This is a genomic window from Eikenella sp. NML99-0057, assembly GCF_001648535.1.
GTDB lineage: Bacteria > Pseudomonadota > Gammaproteobacteria > Burkholderiales > Neisseriaceae > Eikenella > Eikenella exigua.
Map to the genome: position 1 here is coordinate 194,145 of NZ_LXST01000003.1, position 23,998 is coordinate 218,142.

32 protein-coding genes are annotated in these 23,998 nt (G+C 55.5%); 14 read left to right on the forward strand and 18 right to left on the reverse strand.

Features of this window, described 5'->3' with window-relative positions:
* Positions 1-18: 18 nt before the first annotated feature.
* Positions 19-1,026, reverse strand: a complete 1,008-nt coding sequence (locus tag A7Q03_RS05800) for a L,D-transpeptidase (RefSeq protein ID WP_067448128.1) — start codon at positions 1,024-1,026, stop codon at positions 19-21.
* A gap of 294 nt (positions 1,027-1,320) precedes the next feature.
* On the opposite strand from A7Q03_RS05800, the gene pncB reads away from it, so the two are divergent.
* Together pncB and A7Q03_RS10185 are read left to right on the forward strand one after the other, a co-directional pair.
* Positions 1,321-2,529 (forward strand): nicotinate phosphoribosyltransferase, encoded by a 1,209-nt coding sequence (pncB, locus tag A7Q03_RS05805; protein WP_067448130.1) that lies wholly within the window; start codon positions 1,321-1,323, stop codon positions 2,527-2,529.
* 166 nt (positions 2,530-2,695) lie between these two features.
* Complete coding sequence (locus A7Q03_RS10185) at positions 2,696-2,944, forward strand: hypothetical protein (RefSeq protein ID WP_153705692.1); 249 nt, start codon at positions 2,696-2,698, stop codon at positions 2,942-2,944.
* Between the two features lie 341 nt (positions 2,945-3,285).
* On the opposite strand, the gene A7Q03_RS10600 is transcribed toward A7Q03_RS10185, so the two are convergent.
* From A7Q03_RS10600 to A7Q03_RS05835, 5 genes are all read right to left on the reverse strand, one after another.
* Positions 3,286-3,480, reverse strand: a complete 195-nt coding sequence (locus A7Q03_RS10600) for a hypothetical protein (RefSeq protein ID WP_231863742.1) — start codon at positions 3,478-3,480, stop codon at positions 3,286-3,288.
* Positions 3,481-4,182: 702 nt separating this feature from the next.
* A complete protein-coding gene (locus A7Q03_RS10850) occupies positions 4,183-4,296 on the reverse strand; it encodes an MOSC domain-containing protein (RefSeq protein ID WP_369799509.1) in 114 nt (37 codons plus the stop codon).
* A 412-nt stretch (positions 4,297-4,708) separates the two neighbouring features.
* On the reverse strand, positions 4,709-5,164 hold the full coding sequence (locus A7Q03_RS05825) for a hypothetical protein (protein WP_067448136.1): 456 nt from the start codon (positions 5,162-5,164) through the stop codon (positions 4,709-4,711).
* Between the two features lie 220 nt (positions 5,165-5,384).
* Entirely contained in the window at positions 5,385-6,206 is an 822-nt protein-coding gene (locus A7Q03_RS09840) for a hypothetical protein (protein WP_082880700.1), read from the reverse strand.
* Between the two features lie 138 nt (positions 6,207-6,344).
* Positions 6,345-6,812, reverse strand: a complete 468-nt coding sequence (locus tag A7Q03_RS05835; protein WP_067441286.1) for an META domain-containing protein — start codon at positions 6,810-6,812, stop codon at positions 6,345-6,347.
* A 278-nt stretch (positions 6,813-7,090) separates the two neighbouring features.
* On the opposite strand from A7Q03_RS05835, the gene hpnC reads away from it, so the two are divergent.
* Positions 7,091-7,906 (forward strand): squalene synthase HpnC, encoded by an 816-nt coding sequence (gene hpnC / locus A7Q03_RS05840; RefSeq protein WP_067448138.1) that lies wholly within the window; start codon positions 7,091-7,093, stop codon positions 7,904-7,906.
* 108 nt (positions 7,907-8,014) lie between these two features.
* On the opposite strand, the gene folE2 is transcribed toward hpnC, so the two are convergent.
* Positions 8,015-8,797 (reverse strand): GTP cyclohydrolase FolE2, encoded by a 783-nt coding sequence (gene folE2, locus A7Q03_RS05845; RefSeq protein WP_067448140.1) that lies wholly within the window; start codon positions 8,795-8,797, stop codon positions 8,015-8,017.
* Positions 8,798-8,986: 189 nt separating this feature from the next.
* Here folE2 and gshB point away from each other — a divergent pair, with 189 nt between their 5' ends.
* The 6 genes from gshB (at position 8,987) to A7Q03_RS05875 (ending at position 12,665) form a co-directional block, all read left to right on the forward strand.
* A complete protein-coding gene (gene gshB, locus A7Q03_RS05850; protein WP_067448142.1) occupies positions 8,987-9,940 on the forward strand; it encodes a glutathione synthase in 954 nt (317 codons plus the stop codon).
* Positions 9,941-10,031: 91 nt separating this feature from the next.
* Positions 10,032-10,751 (forward strand): DUF6796 family protein, encoded by a 720-nt coding sequence (locus tag A7Q03_RS05855; protein WP_067448144.1) that lies wholly within the window; start codon positions 10,032-10,034, stop codon positions 10,749-10,751.
* Positions 10,748-11,110 (forward strand): diacylglycerol kinase, encoded by a 363-nt coding sequence (locus tag A7Q03_RS05860; RefSeq protein ID WP_067448146.1) that lies wholly within the window; start codon positions 10,748-10,750, stop codon positions 11,108-11,110. The genes A7Q03_RS05855 and A7Q03_RS05860 overlap by 4 nt, the downstream gene beginning before the upstream one ends.
* Before the next feature lie 167 nt (positions 11,111-11,277).
* Positions 11,278-11,700 carry a hypothetical protein gene (locus tag A7Q03_RS05865; RefSeq protein WP_067448147.1) on the forward strand — a complete coding sequence of 141 codons (423 nt, stop codon included), beginning with the start codon at positions 11,278-11,280 and terminating at the stop codon, positions 11,698-11,700.
* Entirely contained in the window at positions 11,697-11,978 is a 282-nt protein-coding gene (locus A7Q03_RS05870) for a hypothetical protein (RefSeq protein ID WP_067448149.1), read from the forward strand. The genes A7Q03_RS05865 and A7Q03_RS05870 overlap by 4 nt, the downstream gene beginning before the upstream one ends.
* 81 nt (positions 11,979-12,059) lie before the next feature.
* On the forward strand, positions 12,060-12,665 hold the full coding sequence (locus A7Q03_RS05875; protein WP_067448151.1) for a murein L,D-transpeptidase family protein: 606 nt from the start codon (positions 12,060-12,062) through the stop codon (positions 12,663-12,665).
* Between the two features lie 85 nt (positions 12,666-12,750).
* On the opposite strand, the gene rsmI is transcribed toward A7Q03_RS05875, so the two are convergent.
* Positions 12,751-13,626, reverse strand: coding sequence for a 16S rRNA (cytidine(1402)-2'-O)-methyltransferase (gene rsmI, locus A7Q03_RS05880; RefSeq protein ID WP_067448153.1), 876 nt, complete (start codon positions 13,624-13,626; stop codon positions 12,751-12,753).
* Between the two features lie 126 nt (positions 13,627-13,752).
* Between rsmI and A7Q03_RS05885 the strand changes: the two genes are divergently transcribed.
* The 5 genes from A7Q03_RS05885 (at position 13,753) to A7Q03_RS05905 (ending at position 16,611) form a co-directional block, all read left to right on the forward strand.
* Positions 13,753-14,100 carry a YraN family protein gene (locus A7Q03_RS05885; RefSeq protein WP_003823326.1) on the forward strand — a complete coding sequence of 116 codons (348 nt, stop codon included), beginning with the start codon at positions 13,753-13,755 and terminating at the stop codon, positions 14,098-14,100.
* 347 nt (positions 14,101-14,447) lie between these two features.
* Positions 14,448-15,038, forward strand: coding sequence for a phosphoheptose isomerase (locus A7Q03_RS05890; protein ID WP_067448155.1), 591 nt, complete (start codon positions 14,448-14,450; stop codon positions 15,036-15,038).
* Positions 15,039-15,075: 37 nt separating this feature from the next.
* Positions 15,076-15,684 carry a BON domain-containing protein gene (locus A7Q03_RS05895; RefSeq protein ID WP_064106386.1) on the forward strand — a complete coding sequence of 203 codons (609 nt, stop codon included), beginning with the start codon at positions 15,076-15,078 and terminating at the stop codon, positions 15,682-15,684.
* Positions 15,685-15,716: 32 nt separating this feature from the next.
* Positions 15,717-16,202, forward strand: a complete 486-nt coding sequence (locus A7Q03_RS05900; RefSeq protein ID WP_067448157.1) for a hypothetical protein — start codon at positions 15,717-15,719, stop codon at positions 16,200-16,202.
* A gap of 214 nt (positions 16,203-16,416) precedes the next feature.
* Positions 16,417-16,611: a DUF1737 domain-containing protein gene (locus tag A7Q03_RS05905; RefSeq protein ID WP_067448159.1), complete on the forward strand. Its 195-nt coding sequence runs from the start codon at positions 16,417-16,419 to the stop codon at positions 16,609-16,611.
* A gap of 67 nt (positions 16,612-16,678) precedes the next feature.
* On the opposite strand, the gene A7Q03_RS05910 is transcribed toward A7Q03_RS05905, so the two are convergent.
* The 10 genes from A7Q03_RS05910 to A7Q03_RS05955 form a co-directional block, all read right to left on the reverse strand.
* Positions 16,679-17,134, reverse strand: a complete 456-nt coding sequence (locus A7Q03_RS05910) for a hypothetical protein (protein WP_067448161.1) — start codon at positions 17,132-17,134, stop codon at positions 16,679-16,681.
* A 237-nt stretch (positions 17,135-17,371) separates the two neighbouring features.
* Complete coding sequence (gene holA / locus A7Q03_RS05915) at positions 17,372-18,379, reverse strand: DNA polymerase III subunit delta (protein ID WP_067448163.1); 1,008 nt, start codon at positions 18,377-18,379, stop codon at positions 17,372-17,374.
* Entirely contained in the window at positions 18,379-18,855 is a 477-nt protein-coding gene (gene lptE, locus A7Q03_RS05920; protein WP_067448165.1) for an LPS assembly lipoprotein LptE, read from the reverse strand. Before lptE ends, holA begins: the two co-directional genes overlap by 1 nt.
* Before the next feature lie 113 nt (positions 18,856-18,968).
* Positions 18,969-19,415, reverse strand: coding sequence for an RDD family protein (locus A7Q03_RS05925; RefSeq protein ID WP_067448167.1), 447 nt, complete (start codon positions 19,413-19,415; stop codon positions 18,969-18,971).
* Positions 19,416-19,551: 136 nt separating this feature from the next.
* A complete protein-coding gene (locus tag A7Q03_RS05930; protein ID WP_231866524.1) occupies positions 19,552-19,881 on the reverse strand; it encodes a hypothetical protein in 330 nt (109 codons plus the stop codon).
* Between the two features lie 136 nt (positions 19,882-20,017).
* Positions 20,018-20,449, reverse strand: a complete 432-nt coding sequence (locus A7Q03_RS05935) for a hypothetical protein (protein WP_067448171.1) — start codon at positions 20,447-20,449, stop codon at positions 20,018-20,020.
* Positions 20,450-20,640: 191 nt separating this feature from the next.
* Entirely contained in the window at positions 20,641-22,071 is a 1,431-nt protein-coding gene (gatB, locus tag A7Q03_RS05940; RefSeq protein ID WP_067448173.1) for an Asp-tRNA(Asn)/Glu-tRNA(Gln) amidotransferase subunit GatB, read from the reverse strand.
* A gap of 105 nt (positions 22,072-22,176) precedes the next feature.
* Positions 22,177-22,797, reverse strand: coding sequence for a trimeric intracellular cation channel family protein (locus tag A7Q03_RS05945; RefSeq protein ID WP_067448175.1), 621 nt, complete (start codon positions 22,795-22,797; stop codon positions 22,177-22,179).
* A 151-nt stretch (positions 22,798-22,948) separates the two neighbouring features.
* Positions 22,949-23,200 carry a hypothetical protein gene (locus A7Q03_RS05950; protein WP_067448177.1) on the reverse strand — a complete coding sequence of 84 codons (252 nt, stop codon included), beginning with the start codon at positions 23,198-23,200 and terminating at the stop codon, positions 22,949-22,951.
* 8 nt (positions 23,201-23,208) lie between these two features.
* Entirely contained in the window at positions 23,209-23,979 is a 771-nt protein-coding gene (locus tag A7Q03_RS05955; RefSeq protein WP_067448179.1) for a DpnI domain-containing protein, read from the reverse strand.
* Positions 23,980-23,998: the final 19 nt, after the last annotated feature.

Consider the following 23,998-nt stretch of genomic DNA (forward strand, 5'->3'; position numbering starts at 1 on the left):
GGCAGGTTTCTATTTGGCTTACAGCAAGGTGTCCGACAGCGGAATATCCTGCGGCTGCACGGGCGTGGCGGGCAGGGGGCGTTCGCGTGGCTCGGTGCGGCGGCGCGGGGCAGGGCGGGCGCTGGCGGGAATCGGGGTTTCAGTGCTGCCGGTACCGTCGGTGAGTGCTTCCACAGCACTGCCTTCAGGCAGGATTTCGTCCTGCTGCTGGGGCTCGGAGGCTTCCACAGCTTGCGGACGGCTCAGCTCGGCAGCGCCGTTTTGCCAGGCCACAGATTGTAATTTGCCCTGCACGCGGGCATTGGCGTTTTGGCAGGTGATGCAAACCAAGCGGCCGTTGCGGCTGCGCAAAACGCTGTTGATGCGGGCTGGGTTGGCGGTGAGGCCGTTGGCCTGCGACCAGGCGGCGATGCTTTGGCGCAGGGCGGTGGTGTTCAGGTTGCGCTGCTGGTAGGGGTCGGCATAGGCGGCGAGCCAGAGGTGGTTGTTAGCATCGGCATTGAGGCTGGCCAGCTGGTAGATCACGGCGGCGTTGGCACCGGTGTGCACGCTGCGGGCGAATTGCAGCGCGTTGTTGCTGTGCATGCGCACGCAGCCGTGGCTGCGGATGCCGGGCACGCTGGCGGGGGCGTTGGTGCCGTGGATACCCAAGCCTAAGCGCGGCGGGCCCAAGCGCACAAATACCGGGCCCAGCGGGTTGCTCGGGCCGGGCGGGATGCTGCTGATTGCGGGCAGACCGGTGGCAGCGCGCTCGCGGCGGATGCTTGCAGGGATGGCCCAAGTGGGGTTGTAGGCTTTGGAGCCGATGTTGTAGTTGCCCAGCGGGGTGCGGGTACGGTTTTTACCCACGGCCACGGGATAGATGTTTTTCAGTTGGCCGTTTTCATACAGGAAAAGGCGCATCTGCGGGATGTTGATGACGACGTGCTGGCCTTCGGCCACCGGTGAGAAATCGGGCAGCGGGGTGTTGTTGGCGGCGGCGGTGCCGACGGTGGCCAGGAGGCAAAGTAATGCGAGTTTTTTCATGTTAATCGTTGGGAAAAATAAGTTTGCGTGTTGTAAAGACGATAATGGTGTCATGATACCCGAAACTGCCACCGCTCGATGCGGCAGGCTACCTGAAAGCGGTAAAACGTGTTTTAATGCCACACATTGTTCCGATTACGGCGCATAGTTTATGCACGGCCGGCTCGGTTTGATTTGTTTAAATGTAATAGAATAATAAGTTAGCAAAAATTTCAGGCTACCTGAAAGCCCAGCGTCTTACAAAACCCAAACCACATTCACTGCTTTTCTGTTCACTCACTTCACGGAGCAGCCATGCAACACCACATCATCCAATCCTTGCTGGACACCGACCTCTACAAATTCACTATGCTGCAAGTAGTTCTGCACCAATTTCCACAGGCGCACGGCGTGTATGAATTCCGCTGCCGCAATCTGGAAGAATGCGTGTATCCGCTGGTGGATATCCGCAGCGAGCTAGAAGCCGAGCTCGATGCCCTGTGCACCCTGCGTCTTACTCCCGAAGAACTCAACTATCTGCGCAGCCTGCGCTTTATCAAAAGCGATTTTGTTGATTATTTGGAGTTATTCCAGCTCAAACGCCGCTTCATCCAAATTTCTGTGGATGAGCAGAACCGGCTCTGCGTCCATGTGGAAGGGCCGATTATCCAAGCCATGTTTTTCGAGATTTTCGTGTTGGCGATTGTGAACGAACTCTACTCCCGCCGCCTTGAGACTCCTGCAGTGCTGGCTGAAGGCGAACGCCGTCTACAGGTTAAGGCTGAACTGTTGCGGGGCTATGCTGCTGCCCAACAGATAGGCGAGCCGCCTTTCCTCGTATCCGATTTCGGCACACGCCGCCGTTACAATCTCGCCTGGCAGGAACACGTGGTGCACACGCTGAACCAAGCCGCCCCCAGCTGCCTGCGCGGCACCAGCAACGTTTATCTGGCCAAAAAACTCGGCCTCATCCCCATCGGCACCATGGCGCACGAATTTATGCAAGCCTTCCAAGCTTTAGACGTGCGCCTGCGCGATTTCCAAAAAGCCGCACTGGAAAGCTGGGTGCGCGAATACCGCGGCGACCTCGGCATTGCGCTCACTGACGTGGTGGGCATGGATGCCTTCCTGCGCGATTTCGACCTTTATTTTGCCAAACTCTTCGACGGTCTGCGCCACGACAGCGGCGATCCCTATGTGTGGGGCGAAAAAGCCTACGCCCACTACCAAAAGCTCAAAATCGACAGCCGTACCAAAATGCTCACTTTCTCCGACGGCCTCGATTTGGAAAAAGCCTGGGCGCTGCACCAATACTTCAAAGACCGCTTCAAAACCAGCTTCGGCATCGGCACCAACCTGACCAACGACATGGGGCACAAGCCTTTGAACATCGTGCTCAAACTGGTGGAGTGCAACGGTCAATCCGTAGCCAAACTCTCCGACAGTCCCGGCAAAACCATGGGCGATAACAATACCTTCCTCGCCTATCTGCGCCAAGTGTTCGAAATTGCCGACATGCAATAGGACGTGAAAAATTTTCAGGTAACCTCTTGCTGCTAGCATTTAGATGCTACCTGAAACTTTATCCATGCCCTTCGGATTTCTACTAATATGAAATGGCTGGCTACCTGGCCGTCATCATTAAAACTATGTACCGCTGCTTCGGGCTGGCCGATCTTTATGGCTGTGTGTGGCAACCAGCATCGTTTACCTTGGCTCTGGTTCGGACTCCGATATGCTGTGTACGATGGCACGGAACAGATTGGATTTTCTGTGCCTGCTGGCTATTGGTTATGATGAAATCTGCCGAGGTGATTTGCTGCTGTTGCCACCCAACCATAATAAAGACAAACTTTTTGTCAAACCCAACCTGCCTTTTGTTCTTGGGTGGAAAATACTTTCCACACCACTGTTCCTGAGTTTGGAACGGAGATTATGACGCCGGTTTTGTTGATGGGGCAGGGAAATGCAGACAATATGTTTGTTTGTTGGGTTAAGCAGCAGGTAGCGGAATAAATGGGTAGCGGCTTGCTGCCTTATGTCGGGTGATGCTAAGCCGCTCTGCCCGATATGGCTCCTGAAAATTTGTAAGGGTGGGTTTTATATCCGCCTGCAACGTTAGTACGGGCTATCTGCAAACGTAAGTTGCACCCGCAATGTTGGTTGTGCTAAAGGCTGCCTGAAAGTTTCAGGTCCTTTCCCATCCCAATCTGCTAAATACTCCCAATCTTCATTGGATGCGTGCGTATGTGTCGGGAAAAGTAAATTGTTCGTGCCGCATTAGCCCCAAAATGCTGCTTCAAACCCTGCCGCTCTTGTTCGAAGCGGGTGTATTGCCAGTAGCGTTTGCATTAAGACAGCCACGGATGGCGCAACAAAGCGGCGGTTTTCCACGGTGCCGTGTCCAGTCATCAGCCAATAAACGAGGCTGCCGGGCACGGCGGTGTCGGCGAACAGTATCGAGTCGTCAAACATGTTGCCAAATACCGCCCATTTTCGCGCCAGCCGTCTATTGGCAAATATTGTTTCACCTTGTTGTTTCAGCCAAACGCCCAATCGTTCCAAATATCGGGCAAACCTGCATAAGGCAGCCATTGCAGGAACAAGGTTTGCATTTCCAGCCAGTAGTCGGCACACGGATTTTCGCCCGGTCATGTACTGTCTATAATGGCAGTAGAAATCCGTCAGCTTGCCTAAATGCAGGTGGCGCTTGTCGGCTAAGGCAGATTTTGCGGCTCTGGTGTGTAAGGCAGGCCGAAGGTTTGGGCGAAAGTGCGGATAAGGTTGGTGTTTGGCATGGGGTTTTATTCCTGTTCGGGCAGTTTTGCCTGGTGTTTATATTTTCAGGTAGCCTCGCGGGTAGGTTCTACATTCGTGGTGCGGGCTACCTGAAACTGTAGGCTGTAATCCTTAATGGTGTTTGGATTGAAGGCTACCTGAAACCCTATTCGGCTGCTCTGGGATTAAATTCGTCCAGTTTCTGCTCTACCCAAACTCGGGCGGTATTGGGGTGTCGGGCATGGTTCGGCTTCGCCGAAGTGGGAGACGGCGGGCAGGGAGTGCAGGTCGGTATCGATGTCTAGGCTTAAAAAGTAGTCATGCAGGTCAAAGCTTACGTTGAGGACGCAGCCGGGGAGGGACGATGCGGTCGTGCAGGTGGCTGAAAAGGCAGTGCTGCTAGTCAGCGCAGATTGTGCTGCACTTGACAGCGATGTCTGGTACGCCGAAGCGTTCGTTGAGTTTCCAGCAAGGCTGGCGGCCTTGGCTGATTTTGAAGTGGACGTTGCCAATTTGCTGGTCGCTGAGGCAAACTTGCTATTCGTCTGTGCCTTCGATGCAGAGGTTTTTGCCGAAGCTGGCTGCTGATTTGGCTGTATTCAAAGGGTTCGGGCTAGGCAATGCGGATTTCGCGGATGGTGTCGATGGTTTGGGGTATGATGGGTCCCTCCACAAGGTTGGGGCGGATTATAGCGGATGGACTTGGTTTCCTCTTTTACAGGCTATGGCTGAAGCGCATTTTTCCCTACAAGGCGGCGAGCTGCAGATAGTATAAGAGTACGGTAAGGCGAGCCGACACCATATGAAGAAATAATTGCTTTAGCTATATCTGAAAGTTTCAGGTAGCCTTTCATTTGGCAGCCTGAGCCAAGGCAATAAAAAACAGGCAAGCTTGCAGCCTGCCTGTTTGCATGGTTTGGCATAATTAATCGTTGAATATGTTGCGGCTGCCAACAAATACTTGGCTGCTGTATTTACAACTGCCAGCAGTTTGGCAGCCGGGGATGGTTACACTCAAAGTGTAGCGGCCGGTATGGGTGGCGCGAAAGCCGAACATAGGGGCGTCGTCTTCTTCAGTGTCGGCTTTGATTATGCTGCCGTCGGCTGATTTTAGGGTCAGGTCGATGTTGTTGCAGCCAAGGTCACAGGCGGCGAAGAAGGAGTAATATTTGCCGGCGGTAAGCTGAACCTGGTGGTTTTTGGTTTCACCTGATTTGGCGCTGCCTTGGAACAGGTTGGCTTGGCGGGCGCCGGGATCTTTCTCCTGAATAACTTGTTTGTAGAGCTGCTGGGCTTCAGGCAGCCATGAACTGCCAGGCGCGGCCAAGGCGGCAGGGGCGGCGATTAGGGTAACCAGGCCTAAAACGGCAAATTTTTTCATGTTTCTTCCTTTTGTTTGGTTATATTAGAGTAAAAGTGTACACATTATAATGTAAACTTGAGAAATGCTCTACTTTCCTATATTTTTAAAATCACTGGTTTATGGTTATGTACTTTGTGTTTTCGGACGGGTTAGGGAAGGCAAAAGGCTACCTGAAATTTTAGCTTCGCAGAAACTCGCGAGCTCGTTTTCAGGTAGCCTTCTTTAAGTGCACTCGAGTTCAGCGATTGAATACGGGTTTGGTGCCCATGAATACCTGGCTGCTGTATTCGCATTGTTCGGTGCTGCATTTCGGCATGGTAACAGTGAGGGTGTAGCTGCCGGTGCGGTTAGCACGCCAGCCGAACATGGGGAAATCATCGTCGTCGCTGTTTTCTTTAACCACGCGGCCATTGGCTGATTTTAGGGTCAGGTCGATGTCGCTGCAAGAGTAGTCGCAGTCGGCGAAGAAGCTGTAGTATTTGCCGGCGGTAAGCTGTACCTGGTGGCTCCGGTTTTGCTCTTTAGCAGCACGGCCGCTAAACAGATGGATTTGACGAGCTTGGGCGTCTTTTCTGTGCACTATATCGCGGTTGATTTTTTGTGCTTCGGGCAGCCAAGGGCCGTTTTCAAAGGCTTGGATGCTGTAGGCACAGCCGGAAGAGGCTTCGCATTTGGCCATGCTGGCGGTGAGGGTGTAGGTACCGCTGGTTGCAATAGTGCTGTTGATGACGGGGTTGTCGTCGTCGTCGTTATCTTCTTTGATGGTTTTGCCGTTGCTATCGGTCAGCTTGAGGTCGATGTTGGAGCATTGGCGGTCGCAGTCGGCAAAGAATACGTAGGATTTGCTGGCCTCGAGCTGAATGGTGTGGTTTTGGCTGCGGTTTTGTGCCAGATTGCCGTTGAACAGCTGGAGTTCTCGCGCATCGGCACTCCGTTGACGCACGATTTCGCGGTTGATTCTTTGTGCTTCGGGCAGCCAGTTATCCGCCTGCGCAGGTGCAGCGAAGGCGGGGGCAGCAGCCATCAGAGTGGCGATGGCGGCAAGAGTAAATTTCTGCATGGAATGCTCCTTCTGGTTAAGAAAGTAATAAAAGGGGAACAACAGACAGATTATAGCCAATGTGCGGGAATTTAACTAATCTTTTCTTATGTTAATCAGGCTACCTGAAAAACCATTTTCAGGTAGCCTGATTGGGGCTTAACGTACCGAGCGGATTGGTTCGGCTTGCAGGAGAACATGCTGCCTGCGGTCGAGCAGTTCCAGCCTGTTGCCGTTGATGCGGTAGGCGGCGGTGCGGGCAAAGGCGGCAGAGAGCCGCTCTTCCTGCGCCTGAACGTTCGGCGGGCAGAGCATCAGAGTGGTGGCGAGTTCGCCGATTTGCAGATTTTGGCCTTGGTGGCTGAAGTGGCCGGATAGGGAGTTACAGCCGAACGAGGCGTTCACGCGATTGTTGGCGTTGAACTCCAACGATCCGTTGGCGGCGTGGCGGCCGATGCGGGTGATGCGCCAGCCGTGGCGGGAGAGTTCTGCTGCGGGTGCGCTTGGTGCTGTGGCGGCAGGTGCAGGCCGGTCTGGCCCAGCGGGGGGCGGTGGTGCGCTGTCGGCAGGGTTGGGGTGGGCGGCGCAAGCGGTGAGTAGGAAGGCGGCAAGATAAATCGGTTTCATCGTGTGGGCTCCTATCTGGTGGAAAATTATTGAATCCAATATATTTGGATTATACACCCGAGGGTGTTGTAGTGTTAATTGAAATATAGCAATTTAAAAACATTTTGTTTTGAGAAAGGCAAACAGTATGGCAAAGGCTGCCTGAAAACTATAGTATAGTCGCCCCAAATAGGAACGATACGGCGTTGGTTCATTTAGCTGTGCTGCCTGTGGCTCGCTGCCTCGCTTCCTTCCTATTTGGAACAACCCGAATATTCTAACAAACACAAGGACACACCGTGTCAGTCGGACACTACGAAAATTTCCCCGTCGGCTCGCTGGTTTTACCGCGCCGCCTGCGCCGACCGGTGCACGCCATTTATGCGTTCGCCCGCACTGCCGACGATATAGCCGACGAAGGCGATTTGCCCAACGAAGAGCGCCTGCGCCAGCTTGATAATCTGCGCGCCGAGCTCGACCGCCTAGCCGCCGGGCAAACCCCGCACAGCGAATTGATGCAGCGGCTCGAGCGCGAAGCTATCCGGCCGTTCAATCTTCCGCTTGAACCTTTCTACCACTTGCTTTCCGCCTTCAGCCAAGACGTGGTGAAAACCCGCTATCAGCACTTTGGCGAGCTGGTGGATTACGCCCGCCGCAGTGCCAATCCGATCGGCCGGCTGCTGCTGCATCTCTACGGGCACACCGATACACTCAGCTTCGCCCAAAGCGACGGCATCTGTACCGCCCTGCAACTCACCAACTTCTGGCAAGACGTGGCCGTGGATTGGCAGAAAGGCCGCGTTTATCTGCCGCAAGACGATTTAGAGAAATTCGGCGTGAGCGAAGCGCAAATCGCCGAAGGCCGCGCCGACGCCGCCTTCCAACGCCTGATGGCGCACCAATGCCAGCGCGCCCACAAAATGCTCAAAGCCGGCTCCCCGCTGGGCAAAACTTTGCATGGCCGCATCGGCTTCGAGCTGCGCCTGATTATCCTCGGCGGGCAAAGCATCCTGCGCAAGCTGGAGGAAAACTACTACAACGTCTTCACCCGCCGCCCTGTACTCGGCGCGAAAGATTGGTGGCTGATGCTGAAACGGGCTTGGCTCAAGAAGTGAGCAGTTTTATTTAGCCCAGCCAAAAGGCTACCTGAAAATTTTAGCTTCGCAGAAACTTGCGGGCTCGTTTTCAGGTAGCCTTTTTGTTGCACGGCAATATTGTTAACTTCAAGGATACTCAATCAGCGCATAGGCTGAATGGTTGTGGATGCTTTCGAAGTTTTCGCTTTCCACGCTGAAGCGGTCGATGCGTGGGTCGTTTTTCAGCGCCACGGCGATGTCGCGTACCATGTCTTCCACGAATTTGGGGTTTTCGTAGGCGTGCTCGGTAACGTATTTCTCATCGGGGCGTTTGAGCAGGCCGTAGAGCTGGCAGGAGGCTTTGTTTTCCACCAAATCGATGATTTCTTCAATGGAAACTTCCTGCTTGTGGCAGGTGAGGGTAACGGTAACGTGCGAGCGCTGGTTGTGCGCGCCGTATTGCGAAATTTCCTTGGAGCAGGGGCATAGGCTGGTAACCGGAGCCAATACTTTGATTTGGTGGCTGTATTCTCTGCTGGCCGACACTTCGCCTTGCCAGGTGACGGCGTAGTCGAGAAACGAGGTGATGCCGCTCACGGGGGCGGCCTTTTTGCGGAAGAAGGGGAAGCTGATATTGATGCGGCCGGCTTGGGCATCGAGCCGCTCCAGCATATCGAGCGTGAGCTGGTGCAGGCTGGTGAAATCGAGCACCAGGTGCTGCCGCTCTTCCATCAGCGCCACAAAGCGCGACATATGCGTGCCTTTTTGCGAGGCAGGCAGGGCAACGGTCATGCCGATGCGGGCGATAGTGTGCTGCACGCCTTCTGCGCCCTGGATTTGCAGCGGGAAGTGCAGGTCTTTGATGCCCACTTGGTTGATGGGCATATTGCGTTGGTCGGGGCTGCTTTGCACGTCGGCAATGGCATTCATCCGTGGTTTCCTTATCGGGTGTGTGTGGCGGTGGATTAAGGGGGCGAAGTATAGCCCTGCCGCTGCCGCCGGGCAATTGTTGGCGTGAGTTTATAGCTCAGATTTATGGCCACAATTTTGTGCAATCGGGTGTGTTGCCTGGTTTTGGTTTATCATACCGCCCGCACCCCCCCTGTTTAAAGGACTGCCATGAACATCCTCTTCATCGCCGACCCGCTGGCCACCTTCAAAACCTACAAAGACACCACCTACGCCATGATGCGCGAAGCCGCCAAGCGCGGGCACAAATGGCACCACACCCTTGCCGGCGAACTCTCCGTGCAAAACGGCAAAGTAGTTGCCCAAGCCGCGCCTTTTGAATTCATCGGCGCGAAAGATGATCATGACCACAACTGGTTTCAGGTAGCCTCAGCCGAACAACGTGCGCTTGCCGATTTTGATGCCGTGATTATGCGCACCGACCCGCCGTTCGATATGCAATATCTCTACAGCACCCAACTGCTCACCCTCGCCGAACAGCAGGGCGCAAAAGTGTTCAACAGCGGGCAGGCCATGCGCGACTTCAACGAAAAACTCGCCATTTTGAATTTCGCCCAATTCACCGCGCCCACCCTCGTTTCCACTCGAGCTGCCGACGTGCGCGCCTTTTTAGCCGAACACGGCGACATCATCGTGAAACCGCTCGACGGCATGGGCGGCATGGGCATTTTCCGCCTCACCGAGCGCGACCCGAATATCGGCAGCATCCTCGAAACCCTGATGCGGCTGGATACGCGCACCATCATGGCGCAACGCTACATCCCCGAAATCGTGCACGGAGACAAACGCATCCTCGTGATTGACGGCGAAGTCGTGCCCTTTGCCCTTGCCCGCATTCCGCAGCAGGGCGAAACGCGCGGCAATCTGGCCGCAGGTGGGCGCGGCGTGGCGCAGGAATTGAGCGAGCGCGACCGCGAAATCGCCGAAACCCTCGCCCCCGAGCTGAAGCGGCGCGGCATTTTGCTGGCGGGTTTGGACGTGATTGGCGAAAATTTGACTGAAGTAAACGTCACCAGCCCCACCGGTTTCCAAGAAATCACCAAGCAAAAAGGCTTCGACGTAGCCGCTAAATTTATCGATGCAGTGGAACGGAACGCACGGTAGTTTCGCTTCATTGGAGCCCACGTTTTAGCTTTGCAGAAATTCCGCTGTGCTGCATTTTCAGGTAGCTTTTAGTTCATTCGGAGTACACAAAATGACCAAATCACACACATTATTGTTGCCCGGCCTGTTGGCTGCGCTGTGTTGGACGGTGGCGGATATGCTGCTGGTGGGCTTTGTGCAGTCGCCGGAGCAGTATCCGCTGTTTTCGCACACACTGGCCGCAGGCCTGGGCGACGATGTGGATTTGGCAGTGCTGATGCTGGCCGGATCGCCGCATCGGCTGTTTTGGGGCGTGTTGCCCGCCACTTTCAGCCTGCCATTTTATTTGGCCTCGGCTTTCGGTGTGCGCCGTTTGCTGCGCGGCAGGGCGGCAGGTGCGGTGTTGTGCCTGCTCTCGGCAGGCTATGCACTCTCGCCTTTGGGGCATGCGGGCTTTTATTATATGGGCATCAGCGCGCAAACCCTGCTGCATAGCCCGCCTGAAGCCTATCTGCTGCTACTGGCGCAATTTCGGGCGTTTCATGCCATGCTGACGGTGCATTGGTTTGCCTCGGCGGGGCTGCTGGCCGCGGGCTGGCTGGTGCTGCTGGTGCAAACCGTGCGTGGGCAAACCGCCTTGCCGCGTGCCTCGGTATGGGCAAACCCCTTGCCGGTGGGCGCTGCGGTGGCGGGCGTGTGCAGCCGGTTTCCACAATCTGCTGCAGCGGCCTGCATCGGCGGGGCAACGTTCAATATCGCCCAGGCGGTGTTTTTCGCCTCCGCTTGGTATTGTCTTTATTCCAACCGCCAACATCAAAAGGAGCATCGATGAAACCCGGCAAACGCGGCCTCGCGCGCCTTATCGCCGCCGCCCAATATTCCTGCGACGGCCTCGCCGCCGCCTACCGCAACGAAGCCGCCTTCCGCCAGCTGGTGTGGCTGCATGCCGTGCTGCTGCCCTTGGCGTGTTGTTTCGATTTTGATACCCCCGTGCGCATGCTGCTGGTGGGCGCATCGCTGCTCTCGCTGATTGTGGAGCTGTTCAACACCGCCATCGAAGCTGTGGTGGACAGGATTTCCGAAGAGCTGCACCCGCTCTCCAAAATCGCTAAAGATGCTGGCTCCGCCTCGCAGCTGGTGGCGTTGCTGCTCGTTAGCGTTTTTTGGCTGATGGCCTTAAGCACCCTGTAGTCCAGCCCCGTTTAATAGAAAGGATAGCATATGAAACTTAAGCAAATCGTTATCCTCTCCGGCCTGCTTTTGGCCGCGGCCGCCTAGGCAGAAGTGCGCGCCAGCCCTGTGGCAGAAAGCATGGTGGGTGGAGGCTACCTGAAACCACAACTACCTGATTCAAAATCATGAAAGACAACTTCCAACTCCTCGACGACACCCGGCATATGTTGCAATGGTTTGCCGACGAACCCTATGCAGAAATCCGACGCAGCATCGAAAGCATTCTGCGCGAACAAGTGGCCGACAGCCGCCTGCTTGATTTTGCCGTTACCTCCCCGCCCGATTGGCTTACCGTCGGCACCCGCTCCGAAAGCAATCCCGAAGCCGTAACCATAAACCGCACCGCCGTGGCCTTTGAATTTTGCCTGCACGTGTCCGGCGGCGGCCGCACCCACGAACTCCAAGGCGTGTATAGCTGGGCGGCCTGGCATTTGGACGGCAGCGGCGAACCAAACCAGCAAGTCTGGTTCGATATCGGCGGTACGCTGGCCGAATTCGGCAAAGACGGCGCACTGCTCGAGCGGTTGAACCAAGAGGCAGCGGCATGAGCCGGGCGGATAATCGGATTTGGGTGTTTCAAGGCAGCGGCAGCCGGAATGTGTCGGCCTGCTTTTCCGGTAAAGAAAACGCAGAGCGCTGGATTCGGCAACACGCCCTCAGCGGCCTGCTCACTGCCTATCCGATTGACCAGCCGGTGTATGATTGGGCAGTGCAAAGCCAAATCATCCGCCCCACCAAAGACGAGCAACAAACCGCCCAATTCATCCAAAATTTCAGCAGTGCCCATTTGGAGCACTATCACTACGAAGCAGGCAAAGAAGCCTAAAGGCTACCTGAAAACCGAATCTTCAATGCAGTGGAAACGAGCCACGCGAGTTGCGGTAAAGCTCAAATCGATGCCAAACCCATGAATAAAAAACCGCTCCTTGCCCTGTTCGGCACAATTCCTCTGCTGCTTGGCGGCGGCTATGTTTTTCTGCGACACAGCAGCAATCCGCCCGGCAGCCTGCCCAACACAGGCAACAGTGCCGGCCTCAGCCCCAGGCAGCAAAGCCTATTGCAACAGCCCGCCCTGCCGCCGGGCAGCGAAATTGCCAAACTCATTGTGCGCAAAGCCGAGCGTGAAATGGATGCCTACGATGCGCAAGGCAATCTGCTGAAAACCTATCCCATCGCACTCGGCTTTAGCCCGGTTGGCCACAAACAATTTGAAGGCGACGGCAAAACCCCTGAAGGCCGCTACACCATCGACGACCGCAATCCCCACAGCAGCCACCATAAAAATCTCGGCGTTTCCTACCCCAACGCCGCCGACCGCGCTCATGCCGCCGCACAAGGTAAAAGTCCCGGCGGCGACATCAAAATCCATGGCCTGCGCAATGGCTTCGGCCTTATCGGCGCGCAACACCTGCACCGCGATTGGACCCACGGTTGCATTGCTGTAACCGATGGCGAAATCGATGAACTTTACGCCCACGTCAAACCGCAGGCTGAAATTGAGATTTTGCCTTAGCGGGCAGGGTAGTCCGGCATGGTAAAAGGCTACCTGAAAACGGTAAATCGTTTTTCAGGTAGCCTTTTATGTGGTTCAGTTGTTTCTATTCCCGCTTCTGCGCCACCGCCCATTCATACAGCGCCTTCTTGTTTGCCCCGCTGATTTCCGCAGCCAGCGCGGCGGCTTTTTTCGGCGGCAGTTCTGCGGCGAGCAGGCTCATGATGTGTCGCGCCTGGTCGTTTAGTTCGTTGGCAGCGGCGGCTTCGGGCGGGTGCAGCACCAGCACCATTTCGCCGCGCGTTTGGTTGGTATCGGCACGCACGGCAGCCAGCACGTCGGCCACGCTGCCGCTGATGAAGGTTTCAAACGTTTTGCTGATTTCGCGTGCCAGCACCAAATGCCGGTTGGGCAGGATTTCGGCCATTTGGGCGAGTGCCGCCTCGATACGGTGCGGCGTTTCAAACATCGCCACGGCATAGGGCACTTCGCGCCAGCGCTCAAACCATTGCGCCCGTTCGCCCGCCTTGGGCGGCAGAAAGCCGGCAAAATAAAAATCCGACTGCGTTACCCCGGCCACGCTCAAAGCCGCCATCACCGCGCTGGCTCCGGCCACCGGCACCACCTTGAAGCCTGCTGCCCGCACGCCCGCGGCCAGCCGCGCCCCGGGGTCGCACACGGCCGGCGTGCCCGCATCCGATATTTGCGCCACCACCTGCCCGGCAGTGAGCGCGGCGGTGATGGTGTCGGTCATTTGCCGCTCGTTGTGTTCGCGCACGCTCACGAGCTTGGTACGGATGCCGTAGGCGGAGAGCAGCTGCTGGCTCACGCGTGTGTCTTCCGCGCACACCAAGTCTGCCCGTTGCAACACCGCCAGCGCGCGCAGCGTGATGTCGGCCAGGTTGCCGATGGGCGTTGCCACCACATACAGCGTTTGCGGCTCAATCTGCGCGGCCGCCTTATCCAATATTTTTTGCCACATGGTCTTCGGGTATGATTGCGTTTGAAACGCCGCAAACTATAGCAAATTAAATTCGCTTCCGATACAAGGCGGGATAGGCCGTGGCGGAAGCGGAGCTGATTTGCGGTATCGCACGAAAGGAAAACCATGCGCCTCAACCACGCTGCCGGCCAAGCTGCCGAAGATACCGCCGCAGGCTACTTGAAAAAACAGGGTTGCCGTATCCTGGCGCGCAACTGGCATTGCCGCTATGGTGAAATCGACATCATCGCCGAGCAGGGCGGGGTGTATTTGTTTGTGGAGGTGCGGCAGCGGCGCAGCCAAAGCTTCGGCGGCGCAGCAGCGAGCATCACTCCGGCCAAACTGGCCAAACTCAGCCGCAGCGCTGAAACCTGGCTCCAGCAAAATGCGCCGAATCAACCTTGCCGTATCGATGCCATCTTGATTGAAGGCGATCAGCCGCCGCAGTGGTTGCAGAATATCGGCGGGTATTGAAGCGGCAGTCGGTGCTGGCGCAAGGCTACTTGAAAGAGGATTGGATTTTTTGGCTTTGCAGAAACTTGCGTTACTGGTTTTCAGGTAGCCTTGGCGCTTGCAGTGAGGTTGGTATTGACCACACCGGCAAGCCTAAACGGTGCTTTGCTCGCCCGAGGTGGTAAAGGCCACCTGAAAATGCGGATGTGTTTTGTGCTTGACAGCAACTGGCGCTGCTTGTTTTAGCCGTGTCGCAGGCGATGTTTCAGGTAGCCTTTACCCGCTTGCCCGTTGCCAGCAATTGTTCAAACCACCATATGCCGCTACAATAGCCGACGTTTTCATTTTTTATTTTTCAGGTAGACTTTATGAACCCAGCCGCCCAACGCGTATTGCAGCATTTTCAGGAAAGCATTGCCGCCAAACAGCAGTGTGCCGAACAATTGGCCGAGCCAACGGCGCGGGCGGCAGCGTTGCTATTGGATTCGCTGATGGCCGACGGCAAGATTTTGGTGTGCGGCAACGGCGGTTCGGCAGCGGATGCGCAGCATTTTGCCGCCGAGCTTACCGGCCGTTTTGAAAAGGAACGTATGCCGCTGGGCGCCATCGCGCTCACCACCGACACTTCCGCGCTCACCGCCATCGGCAACGATTATGCCTTTGATCGGATTTTTGCCCGCCAAGTGTCTGCACTCGGCCGCCCGGGCGATGTGCTGGTGGCGATTTCCACTTCCGGCAATTCCGGCAATGTGCTTGCCGCCATTGATGCCGCCCGCGAGCAGGGCATGAGCGTGGTGGCGCTCACCGGGCGCGACGGCGGTAAAATCGCCGGTGTGCTTACAGAAGGCGATGTGCTGCTCAACGTGCCGCATAATCGCACGGCGCGGATTCAGGAAATCCATATCCTGCTGATTCACGTCCTGTGCGATCAAATCGATACCGCTTTGTTTGAAGAATAAACGCTTCCCCCATTTCCGCCCAAAAGGACAATAAACCATGAAAAAAAGTTTCCGCCTCCTGCTGCTGTGCCTGCTGCCGCTGCCGCTTTCCGGCTGTTTTACCGCGCTGGTGGGCGCGGGCGCATTCGGCGTGATGTCGGCCACCGACCGCCGCAGTACCGGCGCGCAGGCTGACGACCAAGTGATGGAAGTGCGTATCCAAAACACGGCGCTCACCCATCTGCGCAGCAACAACACTACGCAGGGCTTTGAGCCGAAGCTTTCCGTGGTGAGCTTCAACCGCCAGGTGCTGCTGATGGGCTTGGTGGCCAGCGAGGCCGATAAGGCATTTGTGGAGCGCGTGGCTCGCGCCCAGCCCAATGCCGAGAAGATTTACAACTATATTCAGGTAGCCACCAGCGCACGCGGCTTCGGCGAGGTAAGCAACGATTCGTGGGTTACTTCCAAAGTACGTACCACTTTGCTCGGCACCAAGGGCGTGTCGGCCAACCATGTGAAAGTGGTAACGTATAACGGCGTTACTTATGTGATGGGCATCCTCACGCCCGAAGAGCAGGCGCTGGTGAGCAATACCGTGAGCACTACCGCCGGCGTGCAGCAAGTGGTTACGCTGTATGAAACCTTCGTGCCCAGCAATGTGCGCTAAACACGCTTATCTTTGAATTGTAAGGAAAGTTCATGACCGGCAAAGAAATGCCTTCTTCTTCCAAAAAGCCGCAGCGCAGCACGTTTAGCCGCATTGTGTGGATAGCGTTTATTGTGGCCTTTATCGTGGTGTTCGCGCTGGTGGCCATGGCTTGGCTCACGATACAAAAATCTGATTTCGGGCCAAGCGCCGGTGATGCTTCCACACCGCAGCAGGGCGTGGAAATTTGGCAGCCCAACGGCGCATCAGCCGCGGCCGGCCAAACCTACAGCCTGCCACCGGCTGCCGATATGGATGTCGCTTCCCAGGCATCCGAGCCGGCACAAGAGCGCCCCGCCGCGTCGCGCCGCGTTACACCGGCCACCCCTGCTGAGGAAGAAGTGCCGATTCAGCCGGTTGCCCCGCAGCAGGAAACAGAAATCCGACCGATTGAGGTGCCGGTGAAACCTGCGCCGCAACCCCAGCCGCGCCAGCCTGGAGGCGATGGCAGTGGCAATCCGGTGGATAGCCTGTTTTAAAACGGAGGTTACCTGTAAAGCGCAGTGTAGCGAAGTTTTAGGCAGCCTGTTTGTGGTTATGGTTGCAGCAATGTTTCATGGCCGGCTATTGCTATAGTTACACGTATTTCTTCCTACTGCGTTGGCTTGTTTTGCCGTATTGCGTTGTACTGTCTGCGGCTTGCTGCTTGGTATGAGAAAATGTGCTTCAGCTATAGTTAAGAGGAGAGAGATAGTGAAAGTTTACCGCTTGCTTACCGGCACAGACGATTCCGTGTTCTGCCGCCGCGTAACCGAAGCCTTGCAACAAGGTTGGGAGCTGCACGGCAGCCCGACCTTGGCGCACACCGACAACGGCGTGCACGTGGGGCAGGCGATTGTGAAAGAAGTGGCGCAATACGACCCGAATAAGCCGTTGAGCGAATATTGATATGCAGCAAATAGCAAAGGCTACCTGAAAACTTTTCAGGTAGCCTTTATGGTGTCTGGGCGTGCAATCAATTGCTCTGCACTTGAACCCGGCTCGGAAACTTCGCAGCCACTTGGGTGATGATGCTGTGTGTGCGGGTGCCGCGTTCAACCACCTGTTTTAGCCGCGCTTCGTCCAGCCCCTGTTTTTCCACTTCTTGCAGCACGCTGTGGTATTCGCTAAAGGCACTGGTGCATTCGGCAAGCAGGGCATCATCAGGAATCGAGTGGCAGCCGCCTCGGTCGGAATTGGCCATAAACCCAGCACTATGCCGCACCGGCATCATCACAGCTTCGGGCACACTGCCGAAATCGGTACGCTCATTTAGATGGGTGAGGAAGCGGTTTTCGTTGTTGATGAACACATTGTAGTGTTCTACAAACTCTTTCAGCTTCACGGTTTTAACAGCATCGTAGCCGCGCCAGCCTAGAAGGACGATGGAAAGGGCGCCGCTGATGAGGATTTTTTTGGCTTTAGGGAACATGGTTTCTTCTTGGTTTGCTTGAAAAAAGTCATGATTAGATTGCTATATTGTTGGCGGGTATTTTCAGGTAGCCTCTACAGTGTGCGGGAGGCTGCCTGAAAATATAGTCGCCCTAGGGGGGGGGAACGATACGGTCTTGGTTCGCCTTGCTGTATCGTTCTTATTGTTGTGACTTACCGCTTTGTTTCAATCCCTATTGGAAGCAATATATATTATACTGGATTGCATCGATACCCATTATCCGGCCAAACTCACCAGCAGCTGCCGGATGGCGGGCCAGGCTTCGCCGGTTTCTGCGCCTTTGATGATGCGGTCGATGCGGGCGCATTCTTGCAGGGCGGTGATGAGGCGCGGGGTGGGGATGCGGCGCACAGCCAGGGGGGCGAGTTGCTGTTTGCTGCCCCACAGGCGCAGGCTGTTGCGCACTTGGGCTACGGTTTGCCCTTGTTTGAGGGCGGCGGTGAGGCGGATGAGGGTGCGGATGTCGTCGGCCAGCATCCACAGCAGCATTACGGGTTCTTCGCCGTCGGCTTCGAGGCCTTCGAGCAGGCGCACCACGCGGGCGGGTTCGCCGCTCATCCAGGCGGCGGCAAGCTGGAATACGTCGAAACGGGCTACGTCGGCCACGGCGGCTTCGGTTTCGGCAATGCCCAATTCGTGGCCTGCGGGGTAGAGCAGGGCGAGTTTGTCGATTTCCTGCTTGGCGGCCAAGAGGTTGCCTTCCACGCGTTCGGCAAACAGGGCAAGCGCCTCGTTGCCGATGGATAATTGATGCTGCGCGAGGCGGCCGCGTATCCAGCCGGGCAGGGCTTGGGCATCAACGGCTTTGGCTTCAACCACGGTGCCGCTGCGGCTGAGGGCGGCAAACCATTTGGCCTGGGTTTGGGCACGCTCGAGTTTGGGCAGGAGGATAACGGTTACGGTGTCGGGCGGGAGGTTGGCGGCCAGTTGTTCGAGGGCTTCGCCGCCGGCTTTGCCGGGCTTGCCGCCGGGCAGGTGGATTTCGAGCAGTTTGAGTTCGGCAAACAGGCCGATGCTGTTGGCGGAGGCGAGGAGGTCTTGCCAGTCGGCGGCGGTGTCGGGGGTGTGGGTTTCGCGGTTCAGGTAGCCCTGCTCTTTGGCAGCGGCGCGGATGGCGTCTAAGGCTTCTATCCGCAGCAGGGCTTCTTCGCCATGCAGCACATACAGCACTTGCAGGGGCTGTTTGAGTTGCGGCAGCAGGCGTTCGGTGCTGATGGCGGCCATTATTCGGCTTTCAGGTAGCCTAGGCGGCGCACGAGCTGGCGGGCGGCATCCACGCGCATATCGGCCCAGAGTTGGGCTTCTTCTTCTTGTTTACCGAGGATTTCGCTGTCGCTATAGTCCAGCGTGCGGTATACGCTGATGAGCATGGGCTCGCCCAGGGCTTTTTCGCCGCGCCAGGCTTGGGCGGCTACTTTGAGCTCCAGCCGGTATTCGGTTACTGTGCCGGAGAGGTTGAGGGTTTGGATGTTTTTATTGGTTTGGATATCGGTTACTTTGACCACGGCATCGGCAAAGGCGCTGTCGAGCTTGGCGTGGCGGCGCAGCAGTTCGGTTTCGATATTTTGCTGCAATTCGCGCCCTTGTACGGCCCAGGTTTGGTAGGGCAGGGGCGGGTTGAGCGCGGGGTCGCTGCCGGCCAGGCGGAAGCCGCAGGAGGCCAGCAACAGCAAAAGGGGCAGCATCAGATATTTTTTCATGGTGTTTCCTTGGCTTGCGCCGCAAGAGGCGGCGGCTAGGGGCGTATTCTAGCGGATTGTGGACGGGAGAGGCTACCTGAAAAGCGGCAGCATGGGCTTTCAGGTAGCCTTTGCTATAGAGATACCACCACCGAGCCCATAAACCGGTCTTGCAGGGTGCGCCGTTCGAATTTGAGAATCAAGAGTATGGCCAGGCAAATGAGATATGCCAAGCTGGCCGGCCAACGGAAGAAAATCAGCAGCAACACAAAAGCCGCTTCCCGAGCCAATACCGTGCCGAGAAAGCCGGGATTGCTGCCGTTTTTGTCTAGCACACGGATGCGGAACAGCCATTTGCCGAACGACTGCCCTTTCAGCGACATCAATATGGTTTGCAGTAGCATATAAGCCAGCATCGGCAGCAGCACCAGATGGAAATCGTTGTTGCCGGGGAAGCAATACAGCAAGGCTTGCAGCAGGGCATAGGCTAGGCCGAAGTTTAGGGCGGCGGCCGAGATTCGTTTCCAAGCAGGGGCAAGCCGATATACCTTGCCGTTTTCCAAGCGGACTTCTGGGTTCATAAGGTGGCTGTGTATGTATGGTGGATTAAAATCAGAATGGGACAAGGTGAACTAGCGCAGCAGCATCCTTATCTTAATTCACTATGATATTAAGAGCTAAACAGGCTACCTGAAAATTCTGCAGCATGCTCATCCTTTAAAACCAATAGTCCTGCATGGCTGCCAATAATTCCGGGGTGATTGCGTATCCGCAATTTTCACCGATGACGCTGTCGATGCCGCAATAAGGGCAGCATGCCGTGTATTGCCCGTCGTCTTCCGGCACAAAGTCGCCTTCCTCCAGCTCGGTGGAGCGGAAGATAGCGAGGCAGTAGAAGCAGCCGCAACGCTGGGGTGGCAGCAGATACGCTTTATTCTTGAAAGAAAATTGGTGCGCAGCGATGGCAGCGGCGCCCAATGCTGCATCTATTGATAGGTTGGTCATCTTGTTTCCAGAAGAGGAGGCTACCTGAAAACGGCTGGGCATTTTCAGGTAGCCTTTCAGGATGGTTTAAGGCTGCATCTGCAAAGTTTGCGCAGAATAGGCAGCACCAATCCGTTTTGCCCGGCATTTATGCTGTTGGGCATACATATACGGGCGGCAAACTTTATTTGCGCCCGCATCAGCGCAGGCGGTTTAAGCCCAACGCATAGGTTCGCCCGTTTTGCCAAGCAAACCACCAATACAGGCGCATATTCGGATTATCGGGCTTGCTCATGCGGCAAAACGCAAAGGCCTGATTGTGGATACACGCCATCGGCATCGCTCGGAGCTCAGATGGCAGCAAGGTTTTCCATTCGTGAATTTTCTGTGTGGAAGAAGTTTGCAGGCGGCATTCGCCCGTGCCTTGGCACACCGGCGACCATGGGCTGTTGCCATTTTTCCCGTCCATCATCCATTGCGCGCCGCGCTGGTAATAGCGCATCTGCATTTGCGTGGGGCGTTGGTCTTTATCCAGCAGCACATATTCGCCGGCATCGGATGCGTCCAAACCGGCTGCGAATGCGCTGCCGGCCAAAGCCAGCCACAAGACCATGATTTTGGCAATTTTCATAACAATCTCCCAAGATGAAACCCTTGCTTATTCCTGCAGAAGCGCGGGTTGATTGGGCAAACGGTGCAGCTTGCTTTTTAGCAGGCCAAAGCAGCCTGCACCTTAGTTTGCAGTTTAGACAGATACTCAAGCGGCATTATTAAGGCTACCTGAAAAACCTTTTATCGTTTTCAGGTAGCCTTATCCTTGCTTTAAGCCAACTTTGCTTTAATCAACTCCTGCACCTGCGCAGGATTCGCTTTGCCTTTACTAGCCTTCATCACCTGTCCCACAATCGCATTCAGGGCTTTTTCGTTACCGGATTTGAACTGCTCCACGGCTTTGGCGTTGTTGGCCAGTACTTCATCCACCATGGCTTCAATCGCGCCGGTATCGGTCATCTGCTGCAAGCCGTGTTTTTCAATGATTTCGGCGATGGTGGCTTCAGGTTCTGCCCACATGGCTTCAAAGGCTTTTTTCGCTAACTTGCTGCTTAATGTGCCGTCGGCGATCTTGCCCACCAGTGCGGCGAGGCGTGGGGCGGTAATCGGGCTGTCGGCAAGTTCCATGCCTTCTTTGTTCAGCGTAGCGGCGAGCTCGCCGTTCACCCAGTTGGCAGTCAGCTTGCCTTGTCCGCTGGCTTTGGCGGCTTCTTCAAAATAGGCAGCCTGCACACGGCTGGCGGTGAGTAGGCGCGCGTCGTAGTCGCTCACGCCATAATCCGCTACGAAACGCGCCGCCATTTCTTTCGGCAGCTCGGGCATTTCTGCTTTGGCTTTTTGCAACCGGTCGTCTGAAATGATGACGGGCAGCAAATCTGGGTCGGGGAAGTAGCGGTAGTCGTGCGCGTCTTCTTTCAAACGCATCACGCGGGTTTCGCCTTTTTCAGGGTCAAACAGCATGGTTGCCTGCTGTACTTTGCCGCCGTCTTCCAAAATCTCGATTTGCGCTTCCACTTCGTAATTAATCGCCTGCTCCAAGAAGCGGAAGGAATTGAGGTTTTTAATCTCGCGGCGCGTGCCGAATTCCGCTTGACCTTTCGGACGCACCGATACGTTGGCATCGACGCGGAACGAGCCTTCCGCCATATTGCCGTCGCAGATGTCCAGCCAGGTTACCAAGCTGTGCAAGGCTTTGGCGTAGGCAACGGCTTCGGCAGCGGAGCGCATTTCAGGTTCGGATACCACTTCCAATAGCGGCGTGCCGGCGCGGTTCAGGTCAATGCCGGTCGCGCCGTTCAAGCCTTCATGCACGGATTTGCCCGCATCTTCTTCCATGTGCGCGCGGGTTACGTTAATGGTTTTCACATCGTCGCCGACCACGATTTCCAATTTGCCGTGTTCAACAATCGGCAAATCCAACTGGCTGATTTGATAGCCTTTGGGTAAGTCGGGATAGAAGTAGTTCTTGCGGTCGAACACGTTTTTCTGATTGATTTTCGCATCCAAAGCCAAACCTAATTTGATGGCTTTTTCAACGACTTCGCGGTTCATTACAGGCAGTACGCCCGGCAGTGCGCATTCCACCATGCTGGCGTGCGCATTAGGTTCCGCACCGAACGTAGTCGATGCGCCGCTAAAGATTTTGGATTGAGTGTTGAGTTGGACGTGGATTTCCAGTCCGATTACGGTTTCCCAGGTCATAAGGGGTCTTTCTGTTGAAGAAGGGTTAATCGGTTTGTAAGGGTTTCCGGGTGGGCAGAGGCTACCTGAAAACCTATATTCTATCTTTCAGACGGCCTTTTACCGCTATTTTCTGCGCGGCTGAAAGCCGGGAAGCTGCCAGTGGAAGCGGTAGGCGGCCAACCGCAGAAACAGGCCGGCGGCAAACAGCAGATGCAGGGTAAAGGCGTTTATCCAGCCGATCCGCGCGAGGAAATACATTAGCCCGCCGATGAAGATGGCAACGCTGCCGTAGAGGTCGGCACGCAATACGATGGGCACGTCGTTCACCAAAATATCGCGGGCAATGCCGCCGCCCACGGCGGTGACGAAGGCGAGCACGATCACGCCGAACAGGTTTAATTGCAGGCTGATGCCGATTTGTGCACCGGTGATGCTGAAGGCGGCCAGGCCGATGGCGTCTGCAATCAGGAAGGCGGCGGCAAGGTGGGTGCGGCGGTAGCGTTGCACGTGCAGCAGCCAGGCGATAACGAGGGTGGCGAATACCACAATGAGCGCGTCGGTGTGTCGGAATACCTGCGGCACATGCCCTACCAGCGCATCGCGCATCATGCTGCCGCCCACAGCGGTGAGCAAGGCGGTGATGATCACGCCGAGCACGTCGAGCCGCTTGCTGTAGCCGACGAGGTAGCCAGACACGGCGAAGGCGGCGGTGCCAATGATTTGGATGAAGTCGGTGGTGGTCATGGTTTCAGGTAGCCTTGCAGGCAGTGTTAGGTGGTTGAATAGGTTTTCAGACGGCCTTAGAGGCTACCTGAAAAACGGTGGATTGGGTTTTTACATCTGATATTTGGTATAGCTGAAATAGAGTTGTTAGATTCGAATATCGAGCTTTCTACTACTTATATATTTTTTGCTCCACCGTCCACCAAGTTTGCTGGTAGTGGTTTAGAAAATCTGCAGCTTCCCATTTTGTTTCTTCACCATCAATGCCTTCATCTATAACGGTATCTCCTTGCCGCATCAGAAAGTGTGTTGCTCGTGCATGACCTTTACGGATGGAGGCCTCGCAGATAGCCAATACTGGATTATTCAATAATTCAAGCAATGCTTGGGTATGGATGCCTTGGATATTCTTTGCTTTATGCATTGGATGTTCTATTCAATTGGTAGTTTCCGATAATGCCTGTTACCGAGAAACTCAATCTTCCATTGGTCGCGCAATATCTGCAACTGTTGGTAGATTTTATCTTTGATATGTTTGTTTTCGGGAAACTGGGCGGCCAATTCAGTTTCAAACTCATACATTTGCTTCAAAGAAAATTTTTCAGGTAGCCTGTCAGCGCATTTCATTATGGCCAGCAACCAGCCTTTTTTCTCCGTTTTTTGCTGCCTTAAGAACAGGTATTGCCGCCATTGTTTGAACACGGTTTCGGGTGGCATGGCCTGCCCTTGGTTTATCAGCAGAATTTTTCCACTTTCCGGCAGGCTGCCGATATTCATCGAACACATGATGTAATTGGGGTGGTTCGGAATACCTTGTTTGCGCGGCACAATCATCGCGGGGGTAACAAAATGTTTGGGTATCAGCACCAGTTGTCGTACGGCGTAATCCACTTTCCGATATGACAGACAGAAGAAATTCGGGTTTTGCTCGGATTGTATGCGCTCAATCATGGTTTGATACGCACCGTCTGCCACGCTTCGGCCTGCCGACTGACCGCTTTTACTTTTTAGTTCGAACTGTTCTGCACAATCCTGACAGTAAAAATCGGCAACTGGGCGGTTATTTTCAAATTGTGTAATCGGTTGCCGACCACAATTCGGACAATAAGCATTCTGCCCCAACCAGCTTTCGGTCATCACCCTTACTTGCTGGCTTGCACTTTTGTATTGCCGCATCAATGATTGGTCTAAATAGAGGTTCACTGCAGTGTCCTGTTTTCAG